Raw genomic sequence first — 18879 nt, 5'->3', positions numbered from 1 at the left:
TGGGGAGCGCGAACAGTCGTTGACGGGGAGGGGCCAGAAGTATGGCAGCACAATTCGGCCGCAGGCTGCGCAAGGGGGCGACAGCCACCACAGTGGCGGCGCTCGCCGTAGCAGCACTCTCCGCCTCGCAGGCGCCGGGCGTCATATCGTCCTCCGTCGACCAGAGAGCGGCCGACGCGACCGAGCCTCCCGGCACTCCGGTGTCCGGCAACTCGCCCTACTTCACGGACCTTCCGCCCCTGAACACACCGGACAAGCCGGGCACTTCGATCAACCTCCCGGCAGCCACCGGCGCCGCTGAAGCGGGCATACCTGCCTCGGTCCTCGCCGCGTACAAGCGTGCGGAAACGACCATCGAGGGCTCCGACCCCGGCTGCCGGCTTCCCTGGCAACTGCTCGCCGCGATCGGCAAGGTCGAGTCCGGCCAGGCGCGCGGCGGCCGCGTCGACGCCGACGGCACCACCCTGACGCCGATTCTCGGACCGGTGCTCAACGGCGTCGGCTTCGCCAACATCTCGGACACCGACGACGGCGCGTACGACGGCGACAAGGCGCACGACCGCGCGGTCGGCCCGATGCAGTTCATCCCCTCGACCTGGGCGACCTGGGGCCAGGACGGCAACGGCGACGGCCGGAAGAACCCCAACAACATCTACGACGCGGCGCTCGCCGCAGGCCGCTACCTCTGCGCCAACGACCGCGACCTGGGCATCCAGAGCGACCTCGACAAGGCGATCCTCGGCTACAACCACTCGCGCGAGTACCTGCGTACGGTCATGTCCTGGTTCGACTACTACAAGCGGGGCAGCCACGAGGTCCCGGACGGCTCCGGAGTCCTGCCGGTCAGCACGGAACCCGACAGCAACGGCAACAACAACGGCGGCAACGGCGGCGGAAAGGGAAGCGGCCTGCCCGTATCCCCCGGTAAGACCCCGCCGTCCAGCCCGGGCACCCCGAGCAAGCCGGCTTCCCCGAACAAGCCAGACGACGACAAGCCGCCCACCGAGCCCGCGAATCCGGGCGGCGGTGGCACACCGTCCCCGACACCGCCTCCCACCACCCCGCCTGCAGCGCCCCTCACCGCCCTTGAGCGCCTCGGCGCGGCAACCGTTACCGCCACCGTCGGCGAAAACTTCGCCGACCGGCTGCGCGTACGGGCCAAGACCTCCGCGGGCAAGACCGTGTCGGGCGCCAAGGTCCAGTTCCAGATCGTCGGCGAGACCGGCGCCCACTTCCCCGGCGACACGACCCGCGTCACCGTCACCACCGGCTCCGACGGCATCGCCACTGCCCCCGTGCTCAGTGCGGGCGGCGAGGCCGGAACCTTCACCGTCCGCGCCAAGGCCCTGAACGCCAGCGCGCCCGCCGCCAGTTTCGGCGCCACCGTCAAGGCCAAGCCGGCGCCTGCCCCACAGTGCGACGCGCTGGCCCGCACCTCCGACGAGGAGCTCACGGCCGAGACCGACGGATCCTTCGCCGACCTCGTCGAGCTGAAGGCGACGTACCAGGGGAAGGCCGCGGCGGGCGTCGCGGTGACCGCGACGATGGTCACTGAGGACGCCGACGCGCCCGCGAAGGACTGGGCGGCGAACGACAAGGGCCCGTACTTCGAGGGCGGCGAGGGCGAAGAGGACAAGACCGTCCGCACTCTCTCCGGGCTCAAGACGGACGCCGACGGCCTGGTGAAGCTCCCGAAGATCTACACCGACGGCAACGAGGGCACGTACAAGCTCCGCCTCACCACCGCCGACGGCGTGGTGCTGATCGTCGACCTGACGGTCAAGGCGGCAGCAACCGCGCCGACGGCGGACCCCTCGGGGACGCCCACCGCATAAGAGACCTCAACCGCCGGACGGGCTGGTAAATCCAGCCCGTCCGGCGGTTTTTGGTGTCCGGGGCCGGTGCAACGTGTTCTCATCTCGCCGCTCCGTTGCTACGGTGCCACCGCCCTGACGCCGTATCAGATTCCGGGAGGCCGAGCATGCGTGCTCTCGTCGCCGCCGCCCTCGGGCTGGCCGCCGCCCTCGCGCTCGTCCTCACCGTCACGGCTGTCGGCGCCCCGCCGGGGGAGACCTCGCCCAAGCCTCTGCTGACGACCGTTCCCGGGCCGAAGAAGTAGAGGGGCCGGAGCCGTGCGCCGTAAAGCCAGCCTGGTCCTGCTCGCCTTCGCGGTCTTCTTCGCCGCCATGTCACCGCTGTTGCGCTGGTACGCCTTCCCGCGCCTCGCCAAGATCCCGCCCGGCCAGTACCAGGAAATGGTGCTGGAGGCGAAGCCCGCGACGCTCCTCGAATACAGCTCCATGCAGGCCAAGAAGGTCGAGAAAATCACCATCGTGCAGACACTGAAGGGCAACGTCGAGGAGTCCGAGAAGATCGAGCGGAGCGCGGGACGCGACGTGGTCGTCTGGGACTCCCTCTCGTACGTCCAGGGCCCCGACGGCAAGATGGTCTCCCAGATCCCCGAGCGCTACATCTTCGACGCCCACAGCCAGGCACCGGTGCACGCCACCGGCGAGATGGTCGACGGCGACCGTGTCACGCGCGAGGGCATCGAGTTCAAGTGGCCCTTCCTCACCGAGAAACGCGACTACGAGTACTTCGACGCCCAGACCCGCACCTCCGCCCCGATCCACTACAAGGGCACCCGGAACTTCCGGGGCATGGACGTCTATTACTTCGAGCAGACCATCCCCTGGACCAAGGTCAAGTACCCGAAGAAGATGCCCATGCCGGGCATCGACTCGACCAAGCTGGAGAAGCAGACCGGCACCACCCGCTGGTACACCACCAAGCGGATGTTCTGGGTCGACCCGGTCACCGGCGCCCCGGTCAACGGCGAGGAGATCCACAAGGAGGAGCTGCGCGGCGGCACTCTGCTGGGCGGCCGCGACAAGGTCACCGCCTTCGCGGGACACGTGAAGATGCGCGAGGACTACATCGACTACACCGTCGACCTCGTCAAGACCAACCGCTTCATGATCCTCATGCTCACCTCCTACCTCCCCTGGGGCTTCCTGACCCTGGCCGCCGCCCTCCTCGCACTCGCCCTGCTCCTGGAGGCCCGCAGCCGAAGGCCCGGCGACGACCCCGGCACGCCCGCGATCCCCGCACCCGCCCCGCAACCGGTCGTCAGCCCGTGAACCGCGCCTTCGTATGGCGCGTCGGCACAGCGGCCGCCGGATCCTCCGGCCAAGGGTGTTTGGGATACCGCCCCCGCAACTCCGCCCGCACCGCCCTGTATCCATCACGCCAGAAGGACGCCAGGTCGGCCGTTACAGCGGCCGGGCGCCCGGCAGGGGACAGCAGGTGCACCAGCACCGGGACCCCGGCCACGCGCGGTGTCTCGGCCAGGCCGAACATCTCCTGAAGCTTCACCGCCAGTACGGGCTGCTCCCCGCCGTACTCCACCCGGATCCGCGACCCGCTCGGCACCTCGATCCGCTCCGGCGCCAGCTCGTCCAGCCGGGCCGCGTCGCCGGACGCCCACGGCAGCAGCCGGTTCAGCGCCTGCCCCGCCTCGATCCTCCCCAGGTCGGATCTCCTGCGCGCCCGCGACAGCTCCGGCTCCAGCCACTCGTCTGTACGGTCCGCCAGCGACGCGTCCGACACGTCCGGCCACGGCGCCCCCAGCTCCCGGTGCAGGAAGGTGAGCCGCTCCCGCAGCCCCTGCGCATCGCGGGACCAGCGCAGCAGGCCGAGGCCCTCCCGCCGCAGCCCTTCGAGCAGTGCCTCCCGTACGAGTGCCGCATCCGGGTTTTTGAGCGCCCGTACAGTCAACTCGACCGCCCCGAGCCGCTCCACATGCCGCGCTACGACGTCCCCGCCCTCCCAGTGGACCTCCTCGCCGGAGACCAGCAGGTGCTCGGCGGCCAGCTTCGCAGTGTCCTCGTCGATGACGGCGGCGAGCCGTACCCGTGCGGACGCGGCATGGACGGGACGGTCGGCGACGGCGACCGCCAGCCAGGGAGCGCTGCGCAGCCGCGATCCGTCACCGAGCTCGGCGCCGGTCCCTGAAGCCATGAGGAAGGCACCCTCACCCCGGGCTCTGGCGACCCGTTCGGGAAAGGCGAACGCCGCCACAAGGCCGGCCACCGCGTCGTCACTCGCGGACTGCCGGCTCCCCTCGCCGCCCGTCCCGGTGCCGGTCCCCGTCCCTGTTCCCGCCGCCGAAGCCAGCCGTCTCGCCTCCTGGCGCCACCGGGCCCCGTACCCGTCGTCGCCCCGCCGTGCCGCACGCCAGGCTGCCGCCAGGTCGTCGCCGTACTCCCTCGGGGGTTCCTCGCTCAGCAGGGCGACCACCTCCGCCGCCCGGCGAACGCCCACCTCCCGCGCGCCGTCGACGAGTGCCCGCGCAAGCCGGGGGTGCAGGCCGAGGCGGGACATCCGTACGCCCCTGTCCGTCGCGCGACCGGCATCGTCCACTGCGCCGATCGCGGCCAGCACCGTACGGGCCGCCGCCATCGCACCGCCGGGAGGCGGATCCAGCAACGCCAGGCCGCTCGCGTCCGGGTCGCCCCAGCACGCCGCCTGGAGGGCGAACGCTGTCAGGTCCGCGACTTTGATCCCGGGGGCGGGGAAGCGCGGCAGCCGTGCGTCCTCGGCCTCGTCCCAGCACCGGTAGACGGCACCCGGCGCCTCGCGCCCTGCCCGACCCGCCCGCTGCCGTGACGCCGCCTGGGACGCCCGTACGGTCGTGAGGGCACTGAGCCCGCGCGCGTGGTCGGTGCGGGGCTCACGCGCGAGCCCGGAGTCCACGACGATCCGCACGCCGGGCACGGTCAGGCTCGACTCGGCCACCGAGGTCGCCAGCACCACCCTGCGGGCACCCGTGGAACCGGCCAGCACGGCGTCCTGCACCGCGGCAGGCGCCCGCCCGTGCACCTGGAGCACCTCGGCCGCCACGCCGCTCAGCTGTCCCGCCACGCGCGCGATCTCGCCGATGCCGGGCAGGAAGCACAGCACGTCGCCCGTCCGCTCCGCGAGCGCCCTGCGCACCACGGCGGCCACATGTGTCAGCAGCGCCGGATCGACCCTCATGCCGTGCGGCGGACGCACGGGGCGCGCGGGCGGTGCCCACACCGTCTCCACGGGGTGCGACACCCCCTGCGCCTCCACCACGGGCGCGTCCCCGAGCAGCCGGGACCAGCCCTGCGCGTCCGTCGTCGCGGACGCGGCGACGAGCCGCAGCTCGGGCCGCAGGGTGGCCCGTACATCCAGTAGGAAGGCGGCGACCGTGTCTGCGTCCAGGTGGCGCTCGTGGCACTCGTCGAGGACGACGACGTCGACCCCGGCCAGTTCCTGGTCGCGCTGGAGCCGTTGCAGCAGGACACCAGTGGTCACGACCTCCACCACCGTGTCGCGCCCCACCACGCGCTCTCCGCGCACGGTGAAGCCGACGCGCCCGCCGGGCTTCTCGCCGAGCAGCCACGCCATCCGCCGGGCCGCCGCACGCGCCGCGATCCGCCGGGGCTCCGCGACGACGACCCTCCGCACCGGCCGCCCTTCACCGGGGTTGAGCAGCCCCGCCAGAACCAGCGGCACCAGAGTCGTTTTGCCCGTCCCCGGCGGCGCGCAGAGCACCGCAGTGCCGTGCCCGTCCAGGGCCCGTTCCAGTGCGGGCACAGCGGTGCGTACGGGCAGCCGGTCCAGGGCGTCGGGGCGGATCACGCCCCTAGTCTCGTACGCAGACGAAAATCGCCGTTCCCGGGATCAGATTTCCGCGCAGGGGGGACCAGCCGCCCCATTCCTGGGTGTTCCAGGCGGGCCACTCCGGCTCGACGAGGTCGACCAGACGGAAGCCGCCGGCCACGACGTCACGGACCCGGTCGCCGACCGTCCTGTGGTGCTCGACGTAGACGGCGCAGCCCTGGTCGTCCTGCTCGACGTACGGCGTGCGGTCGAAGTAGGACGCCGCGACCGACAGACCCTCCGGGCCCGGCTCGTCGGGGAAGGCCCACCGGATCGGGTGCGTCACGGAGAAGACCCACCGTCCGCCGGGCCGCAGGACTCGCCGTACCTCGCGGAAAACCTCCACCGGATCGGCGACGAAGGGCACCGCGCCGTACGCGGAACAGGCGAGGTCGAAAGAGCCGTCGCGGAAGGGCAGCTTCCCGGCGTCCGCCTGCACGAGGGAAATGCCGTCCAGAGGTACACCGCCGCCGATCCGCAGGGCGTGCTGGAGCTGGCGGTGAGAGAGGTCCAGAGCCACGGGGCGGGCGCCCTGCGCGGCGAGCCAGCGCGAGCACTGCGCCGCGCCCGCGCCGATTTCCAGTACGTCGAGCCCCTTCAGGGACTCCGCGGGACCCAGCAGGCCGGCCTCCGCCTCGTCCAGCCCTTCCGGACCCCATACGAAACGGTCGTCGCCCAGGAACGCGCCGTGCTCGCTCTGGTACTCGTCCGCGTTCCTGTCCCACCAGCTGCGGCTGGCCCGGCTGCTCTCGGCCTCCCCGGCCTCGCGCCTGGTCGCCTCCCCCTCGTCGGCGCCCGCGTCGTCCGGCGTATAGGTCTCGGCGACCTCGAAAGCGTCTTCCCTGTGGCTCATTGCGCCCGTCTGTCTCGTCTGCGTAGGCTCACTCGAACCTGTTAGCTGCAGAGTGCGGTGCGGCCGTCGTGGCCTCGCTAAACATTAGTTGTGCCGGGTATGGGGCGATCCGCCCCGGGTGTGCGCCTTCGCGCATTGACCATGCCCGGCTGCCCCCGTATGCTACAAGTTGCGCTGCGAGCCTGCGCGCCTCAGACAGAGCAGGCCGCGCTTGCATCAGTTGTATGTCCCCTCGGTTGTCGAGGCGCTTCCCTTCCCGGAAATGCGCCTCCTAGGCTGTCCGGCTTCATCAGGTGCGATAAGGGCTCCCGGCGTAGCAGTACCTACGACTTACTGTCCGTACCGGAGCCCTTACCCACATGACGAGCAGCACCGAGACCACCGCCACCACCCCGCAGGTAGCGGTCAACGACATCGGTAACGAGGAAGCCTTCCTCGCCGCGATCGACGAGACGATCAAGTACTTCAACGACGGCGACATCGTCGACGGCGTCATCGTGAAGGTCGACCGGGACGAGGTCCTGCTCGACATCGGTTACAAGACCGAAGGCGTCATCCCCTCCCGCGAGCTTTCCATCAAGCACGACGTCGACCCCAATGAGGTCGTCGCCGTGGGCGATGAGATCGAGGCTCTTGTTCTCCAGAAGGAGGACAAGGAAGGCCGTCTCATCCTGTCCAAGAAGCGCGCACAGTACGAGCGCGCCTGGGGCACGATCGAGAAGATCAAGGAAGAGGACGGCATCGTCACCGGCACCGTCATCGAGGTGGTCAAGGGTGGTCTCATCCTCGACATCGGCCTCCGTGGCTTCCTGCCGGCCTCCCTCGTCGAGATGCGCCGCGTCCGTGACCTCCAGCCCTACGTGGGCAAGGAGCTCGAGGCCAAGATCATCGAGCTGGACAAGAACCGCAACAACGTGGTCCTGTCCCGCCGTGCCTGGCTCGAGCAGACCCAGAGCGAGGTCCGCCAGACCTTCCTCACGACCCTGCAGAAGGGTCAGGTCCGCTCCGGCGTCGTTTCCTCGATCGTCAACTTCGGTGCGTTCGTGGACCTCGGCGGCGTCGACGGTCTCGTGCACGTCTCCGAGCTCTCCTGGAAGCACATCGACCACCCCTCCGAGGTTGTCGAGGTCGGCCAGGAAGTCACCGTCGAGGTCCTCGACGTCGACATGGACCGCGAGCGCGTCTCGCTGTCGCTCAAGGCGACGCAGGAAGACCCGTGGCAGCAGTTCGCCCGTACGCACCAGATCGGGCAGGTTGTTCCCGGTAAGGTCACGAAGCTCGTTCCGTTCGGTGCGTTCGTGCGCGTCGACGAGGGCATCGAGGGTCTGGTCCACATCTCCGAGCTGGCCGAGCGCCACGTGGAGATCCCGGAGCAGGTCGTCCAGGTCAACGACGAGATCTTCGTCAAGGTCATCGACATCGACCTCGAGCGTCGTCGCATCAGCCTCTCGCTGAAGCAGGCCAACGAGTCCTTCGGTGCCGACCCGGCCTCGGTCGAGTTCGACCCGACCCTGTACGGCATGGCCGCGTCCTACGACGACCAGGGCAACTACATCTACCCCGAGGGCTTCGACCCCGAGACCAACGACTGGCTCGAGGGCTACGAGACCCAGCGCGAGGCCTGGGAGACCCAGTACGCCGAGGCGCAGCAGCGCTTCGAGCAGCACCAGGCTCAGGTCATCAAGTCCCGCGAGGCCGACGAGGCCGCCGCTGCCGAGGGCGCTGCTGCCCCGGCCGCCGGCGCCCCGGCTGCCTCCGGTGGCACGGGTGGCGGCTCCTACTCCTCGGAGTCGGCGGACAACTCCGGCGCCCTGGCGTCGGACGAGGCCCTGGCCGCGCTCCGCGAGAAGCTGGCCGGCGGCCAGAGCTGAATCGCAGAGCAGCGTGTCGGCGTGTAGCTGATTAGCTGAAAGGTAAGGCCCGCTCTCCCTGGAGGGCGGGCCTTACTGCGTTGTACGCCTCTGCTGTGCCAACTGCTGTGCCGCAACAGGCCGTTGTCAGGGAATGCGCACGCCCGGCAGCACGTTCTTCCTTATGAACACGAGGAGGAGCGGTAATCGTGCTTGATCCGCAGGATTTGTACGTCTGGGAGCCGAAGGGCGTGGCCGTCGTCGACATGGCGCTCGCGCAGGAATCGGCCGGACTGGTCATGCTCTACCACTTCGACGGCTACATCGACGCGGGTGAGACCGGCGACCAGATCGTCGGAAAGCTGCTGGACACGCTCCCGAACCAGGTCGTGGCCCGGTTCGACCACGACCGGCTGGTGGACTACCGTGCCCGCCGCCCGCTCCTGACCTTCCGGCGCGACAGGTGGTCCGATTACGAGGCGCCGGAGATAGATCTCCGCCTGGTGCAGGACGCCACCGGAGCGCCCTTCCTGCTGCTGTCGGGCCCCGAGCCCGATGTGGAGTGGGAGCGGTTCGCGGTGGCCGTACGGCAGATCGTCGAGCGGCTCGGAGTGCGCCTTTCGGTGAACTTCCACGGCATCCCGATGGGCGTCCCGCACACCCGCCCGGTGGGCATCACCCCGCACGGCAACAGGACCGACCTCATGCCCGGCCACCGCAGCCCGTTCGACGAGGCGCAGGTGCCCGGCAGCGCGGAGTCGCTGATCGAGTACCGGCTCGCGCAGGAGGGGCACGACGTGCTGGGCGTCGCGGCGCACGTGCCGCACTACATCGCCCGTTCCTCGTACCCCGATGCCGCACTGACCGCCCTGGAGGCGATCACGGCGGCGACCGGCCTGGTGCTGCCCGGAGTCGCCCATTCGCTGCGCACCGAGGCACGGCGTACGCAGGACGAGATCGACCGGCAGGTCGGTGAGGGCGACGAGGAGCTCGTATCGCTCGTACGGGGCCTTGAGCACCAGTACGACGCGGTGGCGGGCGCGGAGACGCGGGGCAACCTGGTCGCCGAGCCCGTCGATCTGCCCTCGGCCGACGAGATCGGCCTCGAATTCGAACGCTTTCTCGCCGAGCGGGAGGGTGACCTCTAGACGACTCGTCTAGGCTTCCGCGCATGCTGAAAGTGGGTCTGACCGGCGGCATCGGCGCCGGCAAGAGCGAAGTGTCGCGGCTGTTCGTTTCGTACGGAGCGGTGCTGATCGACGCCGACAAGATCGCGAGGGAAGTCGTCGAGCCCGGAACGCCGGGGCTCGCGGCCGTCGTCGAGGCCTTCGGGGAGGACATCCTCGCCCCGGACGGGACCCTGGACCGCCCGAAGCTCGGCTCGGTCGTCTTCGCCGATCCCGACCGCCTGGCGACCCTGAACGCGATCGTCCACCCGCTGGTCGGGGCACGGTCGGCAGAGCTGGAGGGCGGGGCGGCGGCGGACGCCGTCGTCATCCACGACGTACCGCTGCTGACCGAGAACGGGCTTGCCCCTCTGTACGACCTGGTCGTCGTCGTGGACGCCTCGCCCGAGACCCAGCTGGACAGGCTCGTACGGCTGCGCGGCATGGCAGAGGGCGAGGCCCGTGCGCGGATGGCCGCGCAGGCGAGCCGGGAGCAGCGGCTGGAGATCGCGGACCTTGTCATCGACAACGACGGCCCGCTTGCCGCGCTGGAGCCGCAGGTCCGCAAGGTCTGGGCAGAGCTGACCGAACGGGCGGCTAACAGCGCACGTTAGGTGGGCCGGGCCCCTCCCCCCCGCCCTGGAATACGACATGCTGCCGGGGCCGTTGAAAGTATGACGTGAGGGGAAGGATGTCAGCGTGCGTGAAACCAGCCCGGAGACCCACATCATCGATTACCGCGCGGCGGAGCATCTGCTGGCCGCGCGGGACCCGCAGGGAGCCGTAAAGCTCCTCGACTCGGTCATCGCCGCGCATCCCGAGAACACGGCGGCCCGCTTGCTGCGTGCCCGCGCCTTCTTCGCCTCCGCCCAACTTCGTCTCGCCGAGCTCGAGTTCCAGCTGGTCCTGGAGCGAGAGCCGGACAATGCCTTCGCCCACTTCGCGCTTGCGCGTACGTACGAGCGTCGCGCCCGCGACGACCGGGCGAAGCGGCACTTCCGACTGGCGGCGGCACTCGACCCCAAGCCGGAGTATCTGGCGGCGGCACGCTTCGAAACGGACGAGTGACCGCGCTGGGGCCGCCTGTTTACGGTCGGTGGCCGCCGCCCTGTGCCGGGGGGTCGTACGGCGGGACGTCGCGGCCCGGCTGGTAGTGGGGGCCCTGGCGGATATGGCGGATGATCATGACCAGGTCCACGGCAACCACGACGGCGAGGCAGCCGCAGGCGATGGCCCAGCCGGGGCGGTCGGCGAAGGCGAAGGCCACCGTTCCGGCAACGGTCCAGATCAGGCCCCATACGCTCAGCGCGAGGCGCATCCGCAGGGGACTGCGTGCAGTCGCGGGTTCACTCCCAGTGCGCATGATGGTCGCCTCTACTTCCACGAGGGCGTGTACCCGCCGGGCCGTGTCCGACTCGGGCACGGGCCCTTGGCGATCCGGTCAAACTCTGAGCCGCTGATGCGATGAGTTGTGCGTCGCGGCGCGGTCTTACTTGGGACACCACACAGCGCACCGATTCCCCTGGGAGACCACGATGTCCGAGGCAACGACCAACGCCCCTGCCGCCCACTCCGACGCCACTGTCACCACCGGCTCGTCCTTCGGCGGGGCAACGCCGAGCCGTCGCGCGCACATCACCCTGCGGGTGCTCCAGATCCTGCTCGCCGTGCTCTTCGCCGTACCCAGCGCGATCCCCAAGCTGATCGGTCACGCCTCGGCGGCGGAGAGCTTCGACAAGATCGGCTTCGGAGACTGGTTCATGTACCTCATCGGCGGCCTGGAGCTGGCCGGGGCGGTGGCGCTGCTGATCCCCGTCCTGTCCGGTGTGTCGGCGCTTGCCCTCAGTGCTCTGATGGCCGGGGCGTTCGTGACTCAAATCGTCGTGTTCGACGGGGAGTACGCCGCATCTCCGCTGATCGTGATGGTGCCCCTCCTGGCCATCGCCTGGGGTCGCCGGCACCACAACGCGGAGCTTGTGGCGCTGGTACGCCGCCCTGCGTAGCGGGACTTGAGCCCTTACGGTGTCCCTTACGGTGTGAGGAGCAGACATCGGTGAAAGGAGCGCGGTGGAAGCCGAGTTGATGGCTTTGGCGGCGGCGGGGGCCACGGCACTCGTCCAGCAGATGGCGACAGATTCCTGGTCGAGCGCGCGTGGGCGCGTCGCCGCGTTTCTCTCGCGCCGGGCGCGGGACGGGGCGGCGGCCGACGAGGAGACGGTCGAGGGCGAGCTGGAGGTTTCGCGCGGCGAGCTGGCCGAGGCGCGGGACGCCGGCGACGAGCAGGTGGCCGCAGACGTGGAGTCGGAGTGGCGTACGCGCCTGCGCCGGACGCTGGCGGCCGATCCTGCCGCCGCGGCGGAGCTGCGCTCGCTTCTCGACGAGCTGGCGGAGGGCGCGGCGGGGGTGCGGGAGGGCGACGTACACAACACGATCAGTGGGGGAGTGCAGTACGGCCCTGTTGTTCAGGCGAGGTCGGTGGGGTCGCTGAACTTCGGGGCGGCGGTGCGGCCTGGTCCGGAGGCCTGAGCAGGTGCACTGAGCCAGCGCCCCCGGATGCCCGTCCTCGCCACAGCGGTGGGTGCGGGCATCGGTGCGGGGCCTGCGGCTCCCCTCCTCGCTCCTTCCCGAAACTGAGGGCAACCCCCAGCCTCCGGACGCCCTTGGGGGTCCCCCCGGACGAAGTCTGGGGGAGTGTCCTCAAACGCCGGACAGGCTGAATTACCCGGGGTCCGGGGCGGAGCCCCCACGCGCGGCAGCCGCAAAATGTCACAGCGGGAAGAATGGGGTCTCCCCTGCTCGAACGAAGTTGAGAGCTTGGGGAAGGGTAGGGGAACACAGCGCAGCAGGTCGCGCCGCCCGCGCCTACCCCCGCCGCCTCATCAAGACCGGCTGTCAGACCCCGCCCGTAGACTCGCTCGTTGACAGGACACAAGCGCACGAGCGGGACGGGGGACACCATGGTGGACAACGCACGCCGGCATTCCCCGGCCCCGAATCTCGCTCGTCGCGCCGCGGTATTCCTTCCCGCCGAGCTTCCGCGCGGCGGCAAGATCGCCCTCTGGGACCCGGAGGGCGACCCCCTGCCCGCCCTGCCGAGCGCGGCCGCCGAGATCACGGTCGTACGCCGCCACGGCGCCACCGGCACCGCTGTACGCCGCCGCACCGTCCCCGCCCTGCTCCTGTCCCTCCCCGACGCCCTGCCGTTGTTGGCCCGCGCTCGTCACGACCCGGCCGCCCACCCCGCCACCCGCTGCTGGGGCGCGGCCGCGCTGCATGCCCTGCATCTCGCCGCACGAGGCCGGCTGCTGCCGGGCCTGACCGCCGACGACCATGACGCCTGGCGGGCCGGACCGCTCGACGCCGACGACATCGCGCAGGTGCGGGCGATCGCCGCGGCCATGCCCGCCGAGGCGCACGCGGTCCCGCTGGAGGGCCGGACGCCCCTCCAGCTGCCCGACCCCGAGGCGCTGGTGAAGGCGTTCCTCGACGCGGTCGTGGACACCTTGCCGCGTACGGCCTCCGCGGCCTACGCCGTGGGCGCACCCTTCGCGGCGCACGGCCCGCAGCACCTGCCCACCCTCCGCGAGTGGGCGGCCGAGGTCGCGGCCGGGGTGGATGCGGGGGTGCGCGTATCGCTGCGTCTCGACCTGTCCCAGTTCGAGCTCTTCGACAGTGCGGCGGACGAGGCACCGGGGGAGGGACCCGGCGGAAGGGTGAGCGAGTCGGCGGACGGCGTGGCGGACGGTGCCGAGAAGCAGCGCCGGGCCGGTACGGCACTCGTCCAGGTGCACAGCCTGGCCGACCCGACGCACATCATCGACGCCGCCGCCCTCTGGGCCGGCGGCGGCACCGAAGGCTTCGGCCCGCGCGCCCGTATCGACGCGGTGCTCGCGTTGCGCCGCGCGGCGCGCGTCTGGGCACCGCTCGGCCGGCTCATGGAGCGCCCGGTCCCCGACGTACTGCCGCTGTCGGAGGACGAGTTGTACGAGCTGCTGGGCCCGGCAGCGGCCAGGCTCGCCGCCGCGGGCGTCGCGGTCCACTGGCCCAGGGAGCTGGCCCGTACGCTCACGGCCACCGCAGTCGTACGCCCCGCGCCCGGATCGGCGACCGACGGCACCTCCTTCTTCGACGCCCAGGAACTCTTCGCCTTCAGCTGGCAGCTGGCCGTCGGCGGCGAGCCGCTCAGCGAGGCGGACATGGACGCCCTCGCAGAGGCGCACCGCCCGATCGTCCGCCTCAGGGACCAGTGGGTGGTCGTCGACCCGGCGCTGGTCCGCAAAGCACGCAAGCGTGAGCTGGGCCTGCTGGAGCCTGTCGACGCGCTCGCCGTGGCCCTCACGGGCACCGCGGAGGTCGACGGCGAGCAGGTCGAAGCGGTCCCGGTCGGTACCCTGGCCGCCCTCCGCGACCGCCTCACCGCCGCCACGGCCGACGCGGCGCCCGCCGCCCAGCCGCCCGGCCTGGACGCCACCCTGCGCGACTACCAACTGCGCGGCCTCGCCTGGCTGGACCTCATGACGTCCCTCGGCCTCGGCGGCTGCCTCGCCGACGACATGGGCCTCGGCAAGACGATCACGGTCATCGCCCTCCACCTCCGCCGCGCCCGCAGCGCCCCCACCCTCGTCGTATGCCCCGCCTCCCTCCTGGGCAACTGGCAGCGCGAGATCACCCGCTTCGCGCCCGGCGTCCCGGTCCGCCGCTTCCACGGGACGACCCGCACCCTCCACGACATGGGCGACGCAGGCGCCGACGGTGGCTTCGTCCTCACGACGTACGGAACGATGCGCACCAGCGCGCCCCAACTCGCCGCCCACACCTGGGGGATGGTCGTCGCGGACGAGGCACAGCACGTCAAGAACCCGTATTCCTCCACGGCGAAGGCACTACGCACCATCCCCGCCCCCGCGCGCATCGCCCTGACCGGCACCCCCGTCGAGAACAACCTCTCCGAGCTGTGGGCCCTGCTCGACTGGACGACACCCGGACTGCTCGGCCCGCTCAAGGCCTTCCGCGCCCGCCACGCGCGACTGGTCGAGAGCGGCGAGGACGACGAGGCGTCGGAGCGCCTCGCCCGCCTCGTACGTCCGTTCCTGCTGCGCCGCAAGAAGTCGGACCCGGGCATCGTGCCGGAGCTGCCGCCCAAGACGGAGACCGACCACCCTGTCTCGCTCACCCGCGAACAGGCCTCCCTCTACGAAGCGGCCGTACGGGAATCCATGGCGGCCATCGAGGAGTCGGAGGGCATCGCGCGCCGAGGCCTCATCATGAGACTCCTCTCTTCGCTCAAACAGATCTGCAATCACCCCGCGCAGTATCTGAAGGAGGACACGAGGCGCCTCACGGGCCGCTCCGGCAAGCTCGAACTCCTCGACGAACTCCTCGACACGATCCTGTCCGAGGGCGGCTCGGTCCTGATCTTCACGCAGTACGTGACGATGGCCCGCCTCCTCTCGGACCACCTGGCGGCCCGCGCGGTCCGCGCCCAACTCCTGCACGGTGGCACACCCATTGCCCAGCGAGAGGAAATGGTTGACCGCTTCCAGTCCGCCGAGGTCCCCGTTTTCCTCCTCTCCCTCAAGGCGGCGGGCACCGGCCTGAACCTCACCAGGGCCGCCCATGTCATCCACTACGACCGCTGGTGGAACCCGGCGGTCGAGGACCAGGCGACGGACCGCGCGTACCGCATCGGCCAGACCCAGCCGGTGCAAGTCCACCGCCTGATCGCGGAGGGCACGGTGGAGGACCGTATCGCCGAACTCATCGCCTCCAAGCGGGCGCTGGCAGACGCGATCCTGGGTGGCGGAGAGGCAGCCCTGACCGAGCTGACCGACCGCGAGCTGGCGGACCTGGTGTCGCTGAGGAGGTCGGCATGAGTACGACCTGGTGGGGAAACGCCTGGATCGAAGCGCTCGAAGCACTCTCGCTGGACCCCGCCCGCCTCGGCCGCGGCCGTACGTACGCCAGTGAGGGAAACGTCGGCGCGATCAGCGTCACGCCGGGCCGGATCATCACGTACGTACGAGGCAGCCGTCCCCGCCCGTACCGTACGGAAATCCGCCTGCGCGTGCTCTCCGACGAAGACTGGGACCGTTTCCTGACCATGGCGGCGGCCGATCCCGCGCACATGGCGGCCCTGCTCGACAAGGACATGCCCCACTCCCTGGTGGAGTCGGCGGCCGAGGTGGGCGTGGGCCTGCTGCCCGCCCCCGGCGACCTGATCCCGTCATGCTCGTGCCCGGACCACGGCCACCCCTGCAAGCACGCGGCCGCCCTCTGCTACGAAACCGCCCGCCTCCTGGACGCCGACCCGTTCGTGCTGTTCCTCATGCGCGGCCGGGCCGAACGTGACCTGCTCGACGACCTCGCCCGCCGTAACGCCGCCCACTCAGCCCGCGAAAAGCCCGCGCCGCCGCCCTTCCCCGGCGTCCCGGCCGCCAACGCCCTGACTCCGCGTACGCTCCCACCGCTCCCGGGCCCGCTGCCGGTCCCCCCGCACGCCGGCCATGCCTCCGGCGCGTACCCAGGCACGCGCGGCGCCCCCGACCCACTGGCCCTGGACCTCCTCGTCACGGACGCCGCCGCCCGCGCCCATACCCTCCTCACCACCGGCACGGACCCCATCGCCACCCTCACCCCCTGGCAGGACGCGGTCCGCCTCGCCGCCGCCCAGCCCGGCTCGGGCCTCACCGCCGCGACCCGCACGCTCTATGCCCGCCTCGCATCCGCGAACGGCCGCACCCCCACCGACCTGGCCCGCGCGGTGGCCGCCTGGCAGCAGGGCGGCCTGACCGGCCTGTCCGTACTCGAAACGCCCTGGGACCCCCCGGCAGGCCCCTTCGACCGAGCCCGCCCCGCCCTGGCCGCCGCCGACCTCCCCCGCCTGCGCCCCCACCGCAACCGCCTCAGCGACGCGGAACGCGGCATACAGCTGCGCCTGGGCCACGACGACCGCTGGTACCCCTACGAATCGGACCCCGGCACGGACGACTGGTGGCCGACGGGCACCCCGGACGAGGACCCGGTGGGCGCGCTGACGGAGCTGCTCGACGACTGACCGTGTGCCGGTGCCTGCGCTCTCTGCGCCCGGTTGCGCCTCACTGTCGCCTGACTGCGTGCCAGGTGCAGAGGTAGTGTTCCTGGCCGGTGGTGGTAGTACGTGCCGACTGAAGGGGGCCTGATGGACAGCGAGTTGGCGGCAGAGGCGAGCGTACGCAATGAGCTCGGCGGGACCGTGTACGGCCACAGTGTGCAGGCCCAGCACATCGGCAGCGTCTCCTTTCACGAGGCCCCGGCGCCTGTCCGCATCCCGGGCTGGCCCGTGCCGCGCGAGTTACCCGCCCCCACCCGGTACTTCACCAACCGGCGCCGCGAACTCGCCCGTCTCGCAGCCCTGCTGGAGGAGAGGGCCGACGTCCCGGACCTCGTCGTACTTTCCGGCCCGGGTGGTATCGGCAAGTCGGCCACCGCCCTGCACTGGGCGGCGTCGCTGAGCGGGCGTTACGAAGGCCCCCGGCTCCACATCGACCTGCGCGGCGACAACACCGCCACCGCCCTTGCCCCATCTGCGGTCCTGAACCGTTTTCTCCGCAGACTGGGCATCGACGGACGTTGGATCCCGGCCGACGAGGAGGACAGGGCGGACCTGTTCCGCAGCCTGACCGCCGGCCAGCGCATCCTGACCATCCTCGACAATGCGCATTCCGTCGCCCAGGTGCTGCCCCTGCTCACCACCGCACCCGGCTCGCTCACCGTGGTGACCAGCCGCCACCGGCTCTCCAGGCTGATACGGGAACGCGGAGCGCACCACATCGAACTGGGCCCGTTCACGGCCGATGACGCCGAGCAGCTCCTCGCCCGTGTCGTGCCCGGCCGCGACATGACGGGAGCGGATTCGGTGGCGAGACACTGCGGCGGACTGCCGCTCGCGCTGTGCGTCGCAGCCGAGCGCATGGCCGTACGGACCCACCTGACCTGGGAGAAGCAGCGGCAGGACATGGAGGGGGACATGGGGCAGGACATGGAGAGAGGCATGGCAGACCACGCCGGGCGGGACACGGATGATCAAGAGCCCCTGACTGGCATTGCGGACGCCTCGTACGCGGACCTGTCACCGGACGCGGCCCGCCTCTACCGCCTCGCGGGCCTGCGCCCATGGTCAACGCTCACTGCCCAGGCCGCCGCCGCGCTCGTCGGCGTATCGCAGCAGAAGGCAGCCCTGCTGCTTGAGGAGCTTGCGGAGATCCACCTCATCGGCGAAACCGCCTCCGGCCGCTACCGCTTCCACGACCTGATCCGGTCCCACGCCGAGCAGCGTGCCCTGCGCGAGGAGGGCCCGGCGCGGTCGGCGGCGGCCGTACGACGCCTGCTGCTCCATTACGTCGATGCCGGAGCGGCCGCCGACGCCTGTGTGATTCCGGGGCGTTGGCATCTGGGTCCTGCTTACGCGCGCCTCGCCCCGTCGCCCGCGTTCCCGTCGCCCGCGCAGGCGCTGACCTGGCTGGCTGCGGAACGCGAGAACCTGGAGGAAGCGGTGCGTACGGCGGCGGAGTACGGTCACGACGAGCTGACCTGGCAGCTGTGCGAGACGCTGTGGAGTCTGTACCTGAAGCAGGGCTTCCACCAGGAGTGGATCGCCACCCACCGGCTGGGCGTGGAGGCGGCATCCCGTTGCCCGGACATGCCGGAGGCCGAGGGGCGCATGCACACTCAGCTCGGTTTCGCGTACCTGGGTATAGGCCAATTTGCGGACGCAGAACGTGAATTCACGGCAGCGGCTGAGGCGGACGGCCGTGCAGGACATGCGCGAGGCGAGGCGACGGCCGTTGAGTCCCTCGGCCTGCTGAGGCTGAAGCAGCAGCGGTACGAGGAGGCGGCCGACTGCTTCCGACGTGCCAAGAGCTTGTCCACCGACCCCCGGGCCCTCGCCCTGCTGGAACACCATCTTGGCCGTGCCCTGACCGGTCAGGGCCGCCATGCGGAGGCGACAGCGCAACTGACGCAGGCCCAGGGCCTGATGCGGGCGCTGCCCGATCCGTACAACGAGGCGAGGGTCCTGACCAGCCTCGGCGAGACCGCCCTGGCGGCCGGGCGGCCCGAGCAGGCGGAGGAGTGGCTGGCCCTCGCGGCGGCGCAGATGGCGGCGGAGGAGGCGGTGGTCCAGCAGGCCGACATCGCGGAGCTCCGGGCGCGCGCCGCGGCGGATCCGGCGGACGTCCGTCGCTTCTTGCGCGAGGCGCTCGCCTTCCATGAGCGGACGGGGGCGCCCGGCGCGGCAGAGGTGCGGGCGCGGTTGGAGGCTCTGGACGCTGATGGTTGACGGCTC

General features: G+C 71.0%; 15 protein-coding genes. 12 read left to right on the top strand and 3 right to left on the bottom strand.

What is annotated here, in order from left to right; all coding sequences use genetic code 11:
- Positions 1-41: 41 nt before the first annotated feature.
- The 3 genes from PXH83_RS05140 to pgfA all read left to right on the top strand — a co-directional run bounded on the left by PXH83_RS05140 (position 42) and on the right by pgfA (position 3140).
- Positions 42-1835, top strand: a complete 1794-nt coding sequence (locus PXH83_RS05140; RefSeq protein WP_274557172.1) for a lytic transglycosylase domain-containing protein — start codon at positions 42-44, stop codon at positions 1833-1835.
- Positions 1836-1981: 146 nt separating this feature from the next.
- Positions 1982-2119 carry an SPW_0924 family protein gene (locus tag PXH83_RS05135; protein WP_214914621.1) on the top strand — a complete coding sequence of 46 codons (138 nt, stop codon included), beginning with the start codon at positions 1982-1984 and terminating at the stop codon, positions 2117-2119.
- A gap of 13 nt (positions 2120-2132) precedes the next feature.
- On the top strand, positions 2133-3140 hold the full coding sequence (gene pgfA / locus PXH83_RS05130; RefSeq protein WP_274557169.1) for a cell envelope lipid trafficking protein PgfA: 1008 nt from the start codon (positions 2133-2135) through the stop codon (positions 3138-3140).
- On the opposite strand, the gene hrpB is transcribed toward pgfA, so the two are convergent.
- Both hrpB and PXH83_RS05120 read right to left on the bottom strand, forming a co-directional pair.
- A complete protein-coding gene (hrpB, locus tag PXH83_RS05125; RefSeq protein WP_274557166.1) occupies positions 3130-5667 on the bottom strand; it encodes an ATP-dependent helicase HrpB in 2538 nt (845 codons plus the stop codon). The genes pgfA and hrpB overlap by 11 nt on opposite strands.
- Positions 5668-5671: 4 nt before the next feature.
- Positions 5672-6541 (bottom strand): class I SAM-dependent methyltransferase, encoded by an 870-nt coding sequence (locus PXH83_RS05120; protein WP_274557163.1) that lies wholly within the window; start codon positions 6539-6541, stop codon positions 5672-5674.
- A gap of 359 nt (positions 6542-6900) precedes the next feature.
- On the opposite strand from PXH83_RS05120, the gene rpsA reads away from it, so the two are divergent.
- From rpsA to PXH83_RS05100, 4 genes are all read left to right on the top strand, one after another.
- A complete protein-coding gene (rpsA, locus tag PXH83_RS05115) occupies positions 6901-8412 on the top strand; it encodes a 30S ribosomal protein S1 (RefSeq protein ID WP_214914610.1) in 1512 nt (503 codons plus the stop codon).
- A 188-nt stretch (positions 8413-8600) separates the two neighbouring features.
- The gene (locus PXH83_RS05110) at positions 8601-9539 is read left to right on the top strand and encodes a PAC2 family protein (RefSeq protein WP_274557158.1); all 939 of its coding nucleotides are present in this window, start codon (positions 8601-8603) and stop codon (positions 9537-9539) included.
- A 23-nt stretch (positions 9540-9562) separates the two neighbouring features.
- Positions 9563-10171 carry a dephospho-CoA kinase gene (gene coaE, locus PXH83_RS05105; RefSeq protein ID WP_274557156.1) on the top strand — a complete coding sequence of 203 codons (609 nt, stop codon included), beginning with the start codon at positions 9563-9565 and terminating at the stop codon, positions 10169-10171.
- 85 nt (positions 10172-10256) lie between these two features.
- Positions 10257-10625 (top strand): tetratricopeptide repeat protein, encoded by a 369-nt coding sequence (locus tag PXH83_RS05100; protein ID WP_274557154.1) that lies wholly within the window; start codon positions 10257-10259, stop codon positions 10623-10625.
- 19 nt (positions 10626-10644) lie between these two features.
- Here PXH83_RS05100 and PXH83_RS05095 read toward each other — a convergent pair whose 3' ends face one another.
- Positions 10645-10920 carry a DUF6343 family protein gene (locus tag PXH83_RS05095; protein ID WP_274557152.1) on the bottom strand — a complete coding sequence of 92 codons (276 nt, stop codon included), beginning with the start codon at positions 10918-10920 and terminating at the stop codon, positions 10645-10647.
- Between the two features lie 172 nt (positions 10921-11092).
- Here PXH83_RS05095 and PXH83_RS05090 point away from each other — a divergent pair, with 172 nt between their 5' ends.
- From PXH83_RS05090 to PXH83_RS05070, 5 genes are all read left to right on the top strand, one after another.
- A complete protein-coding gene (locus PXH83_RS05090) occupies positions 11093-11560 on the top strand; it encodes a DoxX family protein (RefSeq protein WP_274557150.1) in 468 nt (155 codons plus the stop codon).
- Between the two features lie 64 nt (positions 11561-11624).
- The gene (locus PXH83_RS05085) at positions 11625-12083 is read left to right on the top strand and encodes a hypothetical protein (RefSeq protein ID WP_274557148.1); all 459 of its coding nucleotides are present in this window, start codon (positions 11625-11627) and stop codon (positions 12081-12083) included.
- A 431-nt stretch (positions 12084-12514) separates the two neighbouring features.
- Entirely contained in the window at positions 12515-15430 is a 2916-nt protein-coding gene (locus tag PXH83_RS05080; RefSeq protein ID WP_274562677.1) for a DEAD/DEAH box helicase, read from the top strand.
- Positions 15427-16611, top strand: coding sequence for an SWIM zinc finger family protein (locus tag PXH83_RS05075; protein WP_274557145.1), 1185 nt, complete (start codon positions 15427-15429; stop codon positions 16609-16611). The genes PXH83_RS05080 and PXH83_RS05075 overlap by 4 nt, the downstream gene beginning before the upstream one ends.
- 123 nt (positions 16612-16734) lie before the next feature.
- Positions 16735-18873 carry a tetratricopeptide repeat protein gene (locus PXH83_RS05070; RefSeq protein WP_274557142.1) on the top strand — a complete coding sequence of 713 codons (2139 nt, stop codon included), beginning with the start codon at positions 16735-16737 and terminating at the stop codon, positions 18871-18873.
- Positions 18874-18879 lie beyond the last annotated feature (6 nt).

It is taken from the genome of Streptomyces spiramyceticus (genome assembly GCF_028807635.1).
Lineage (GTDB): Bacteria > Actinomycetota > Actinomycetes > Streptomycetales > Streptomycetaceae > Streptomyces > Streptomyces spiramyceticus.
The sequence above is the reverse complement of the archived record's forward strand: the minus strand, read 5'-3'. Positions and strand labels throughout refer to the sequence as shown.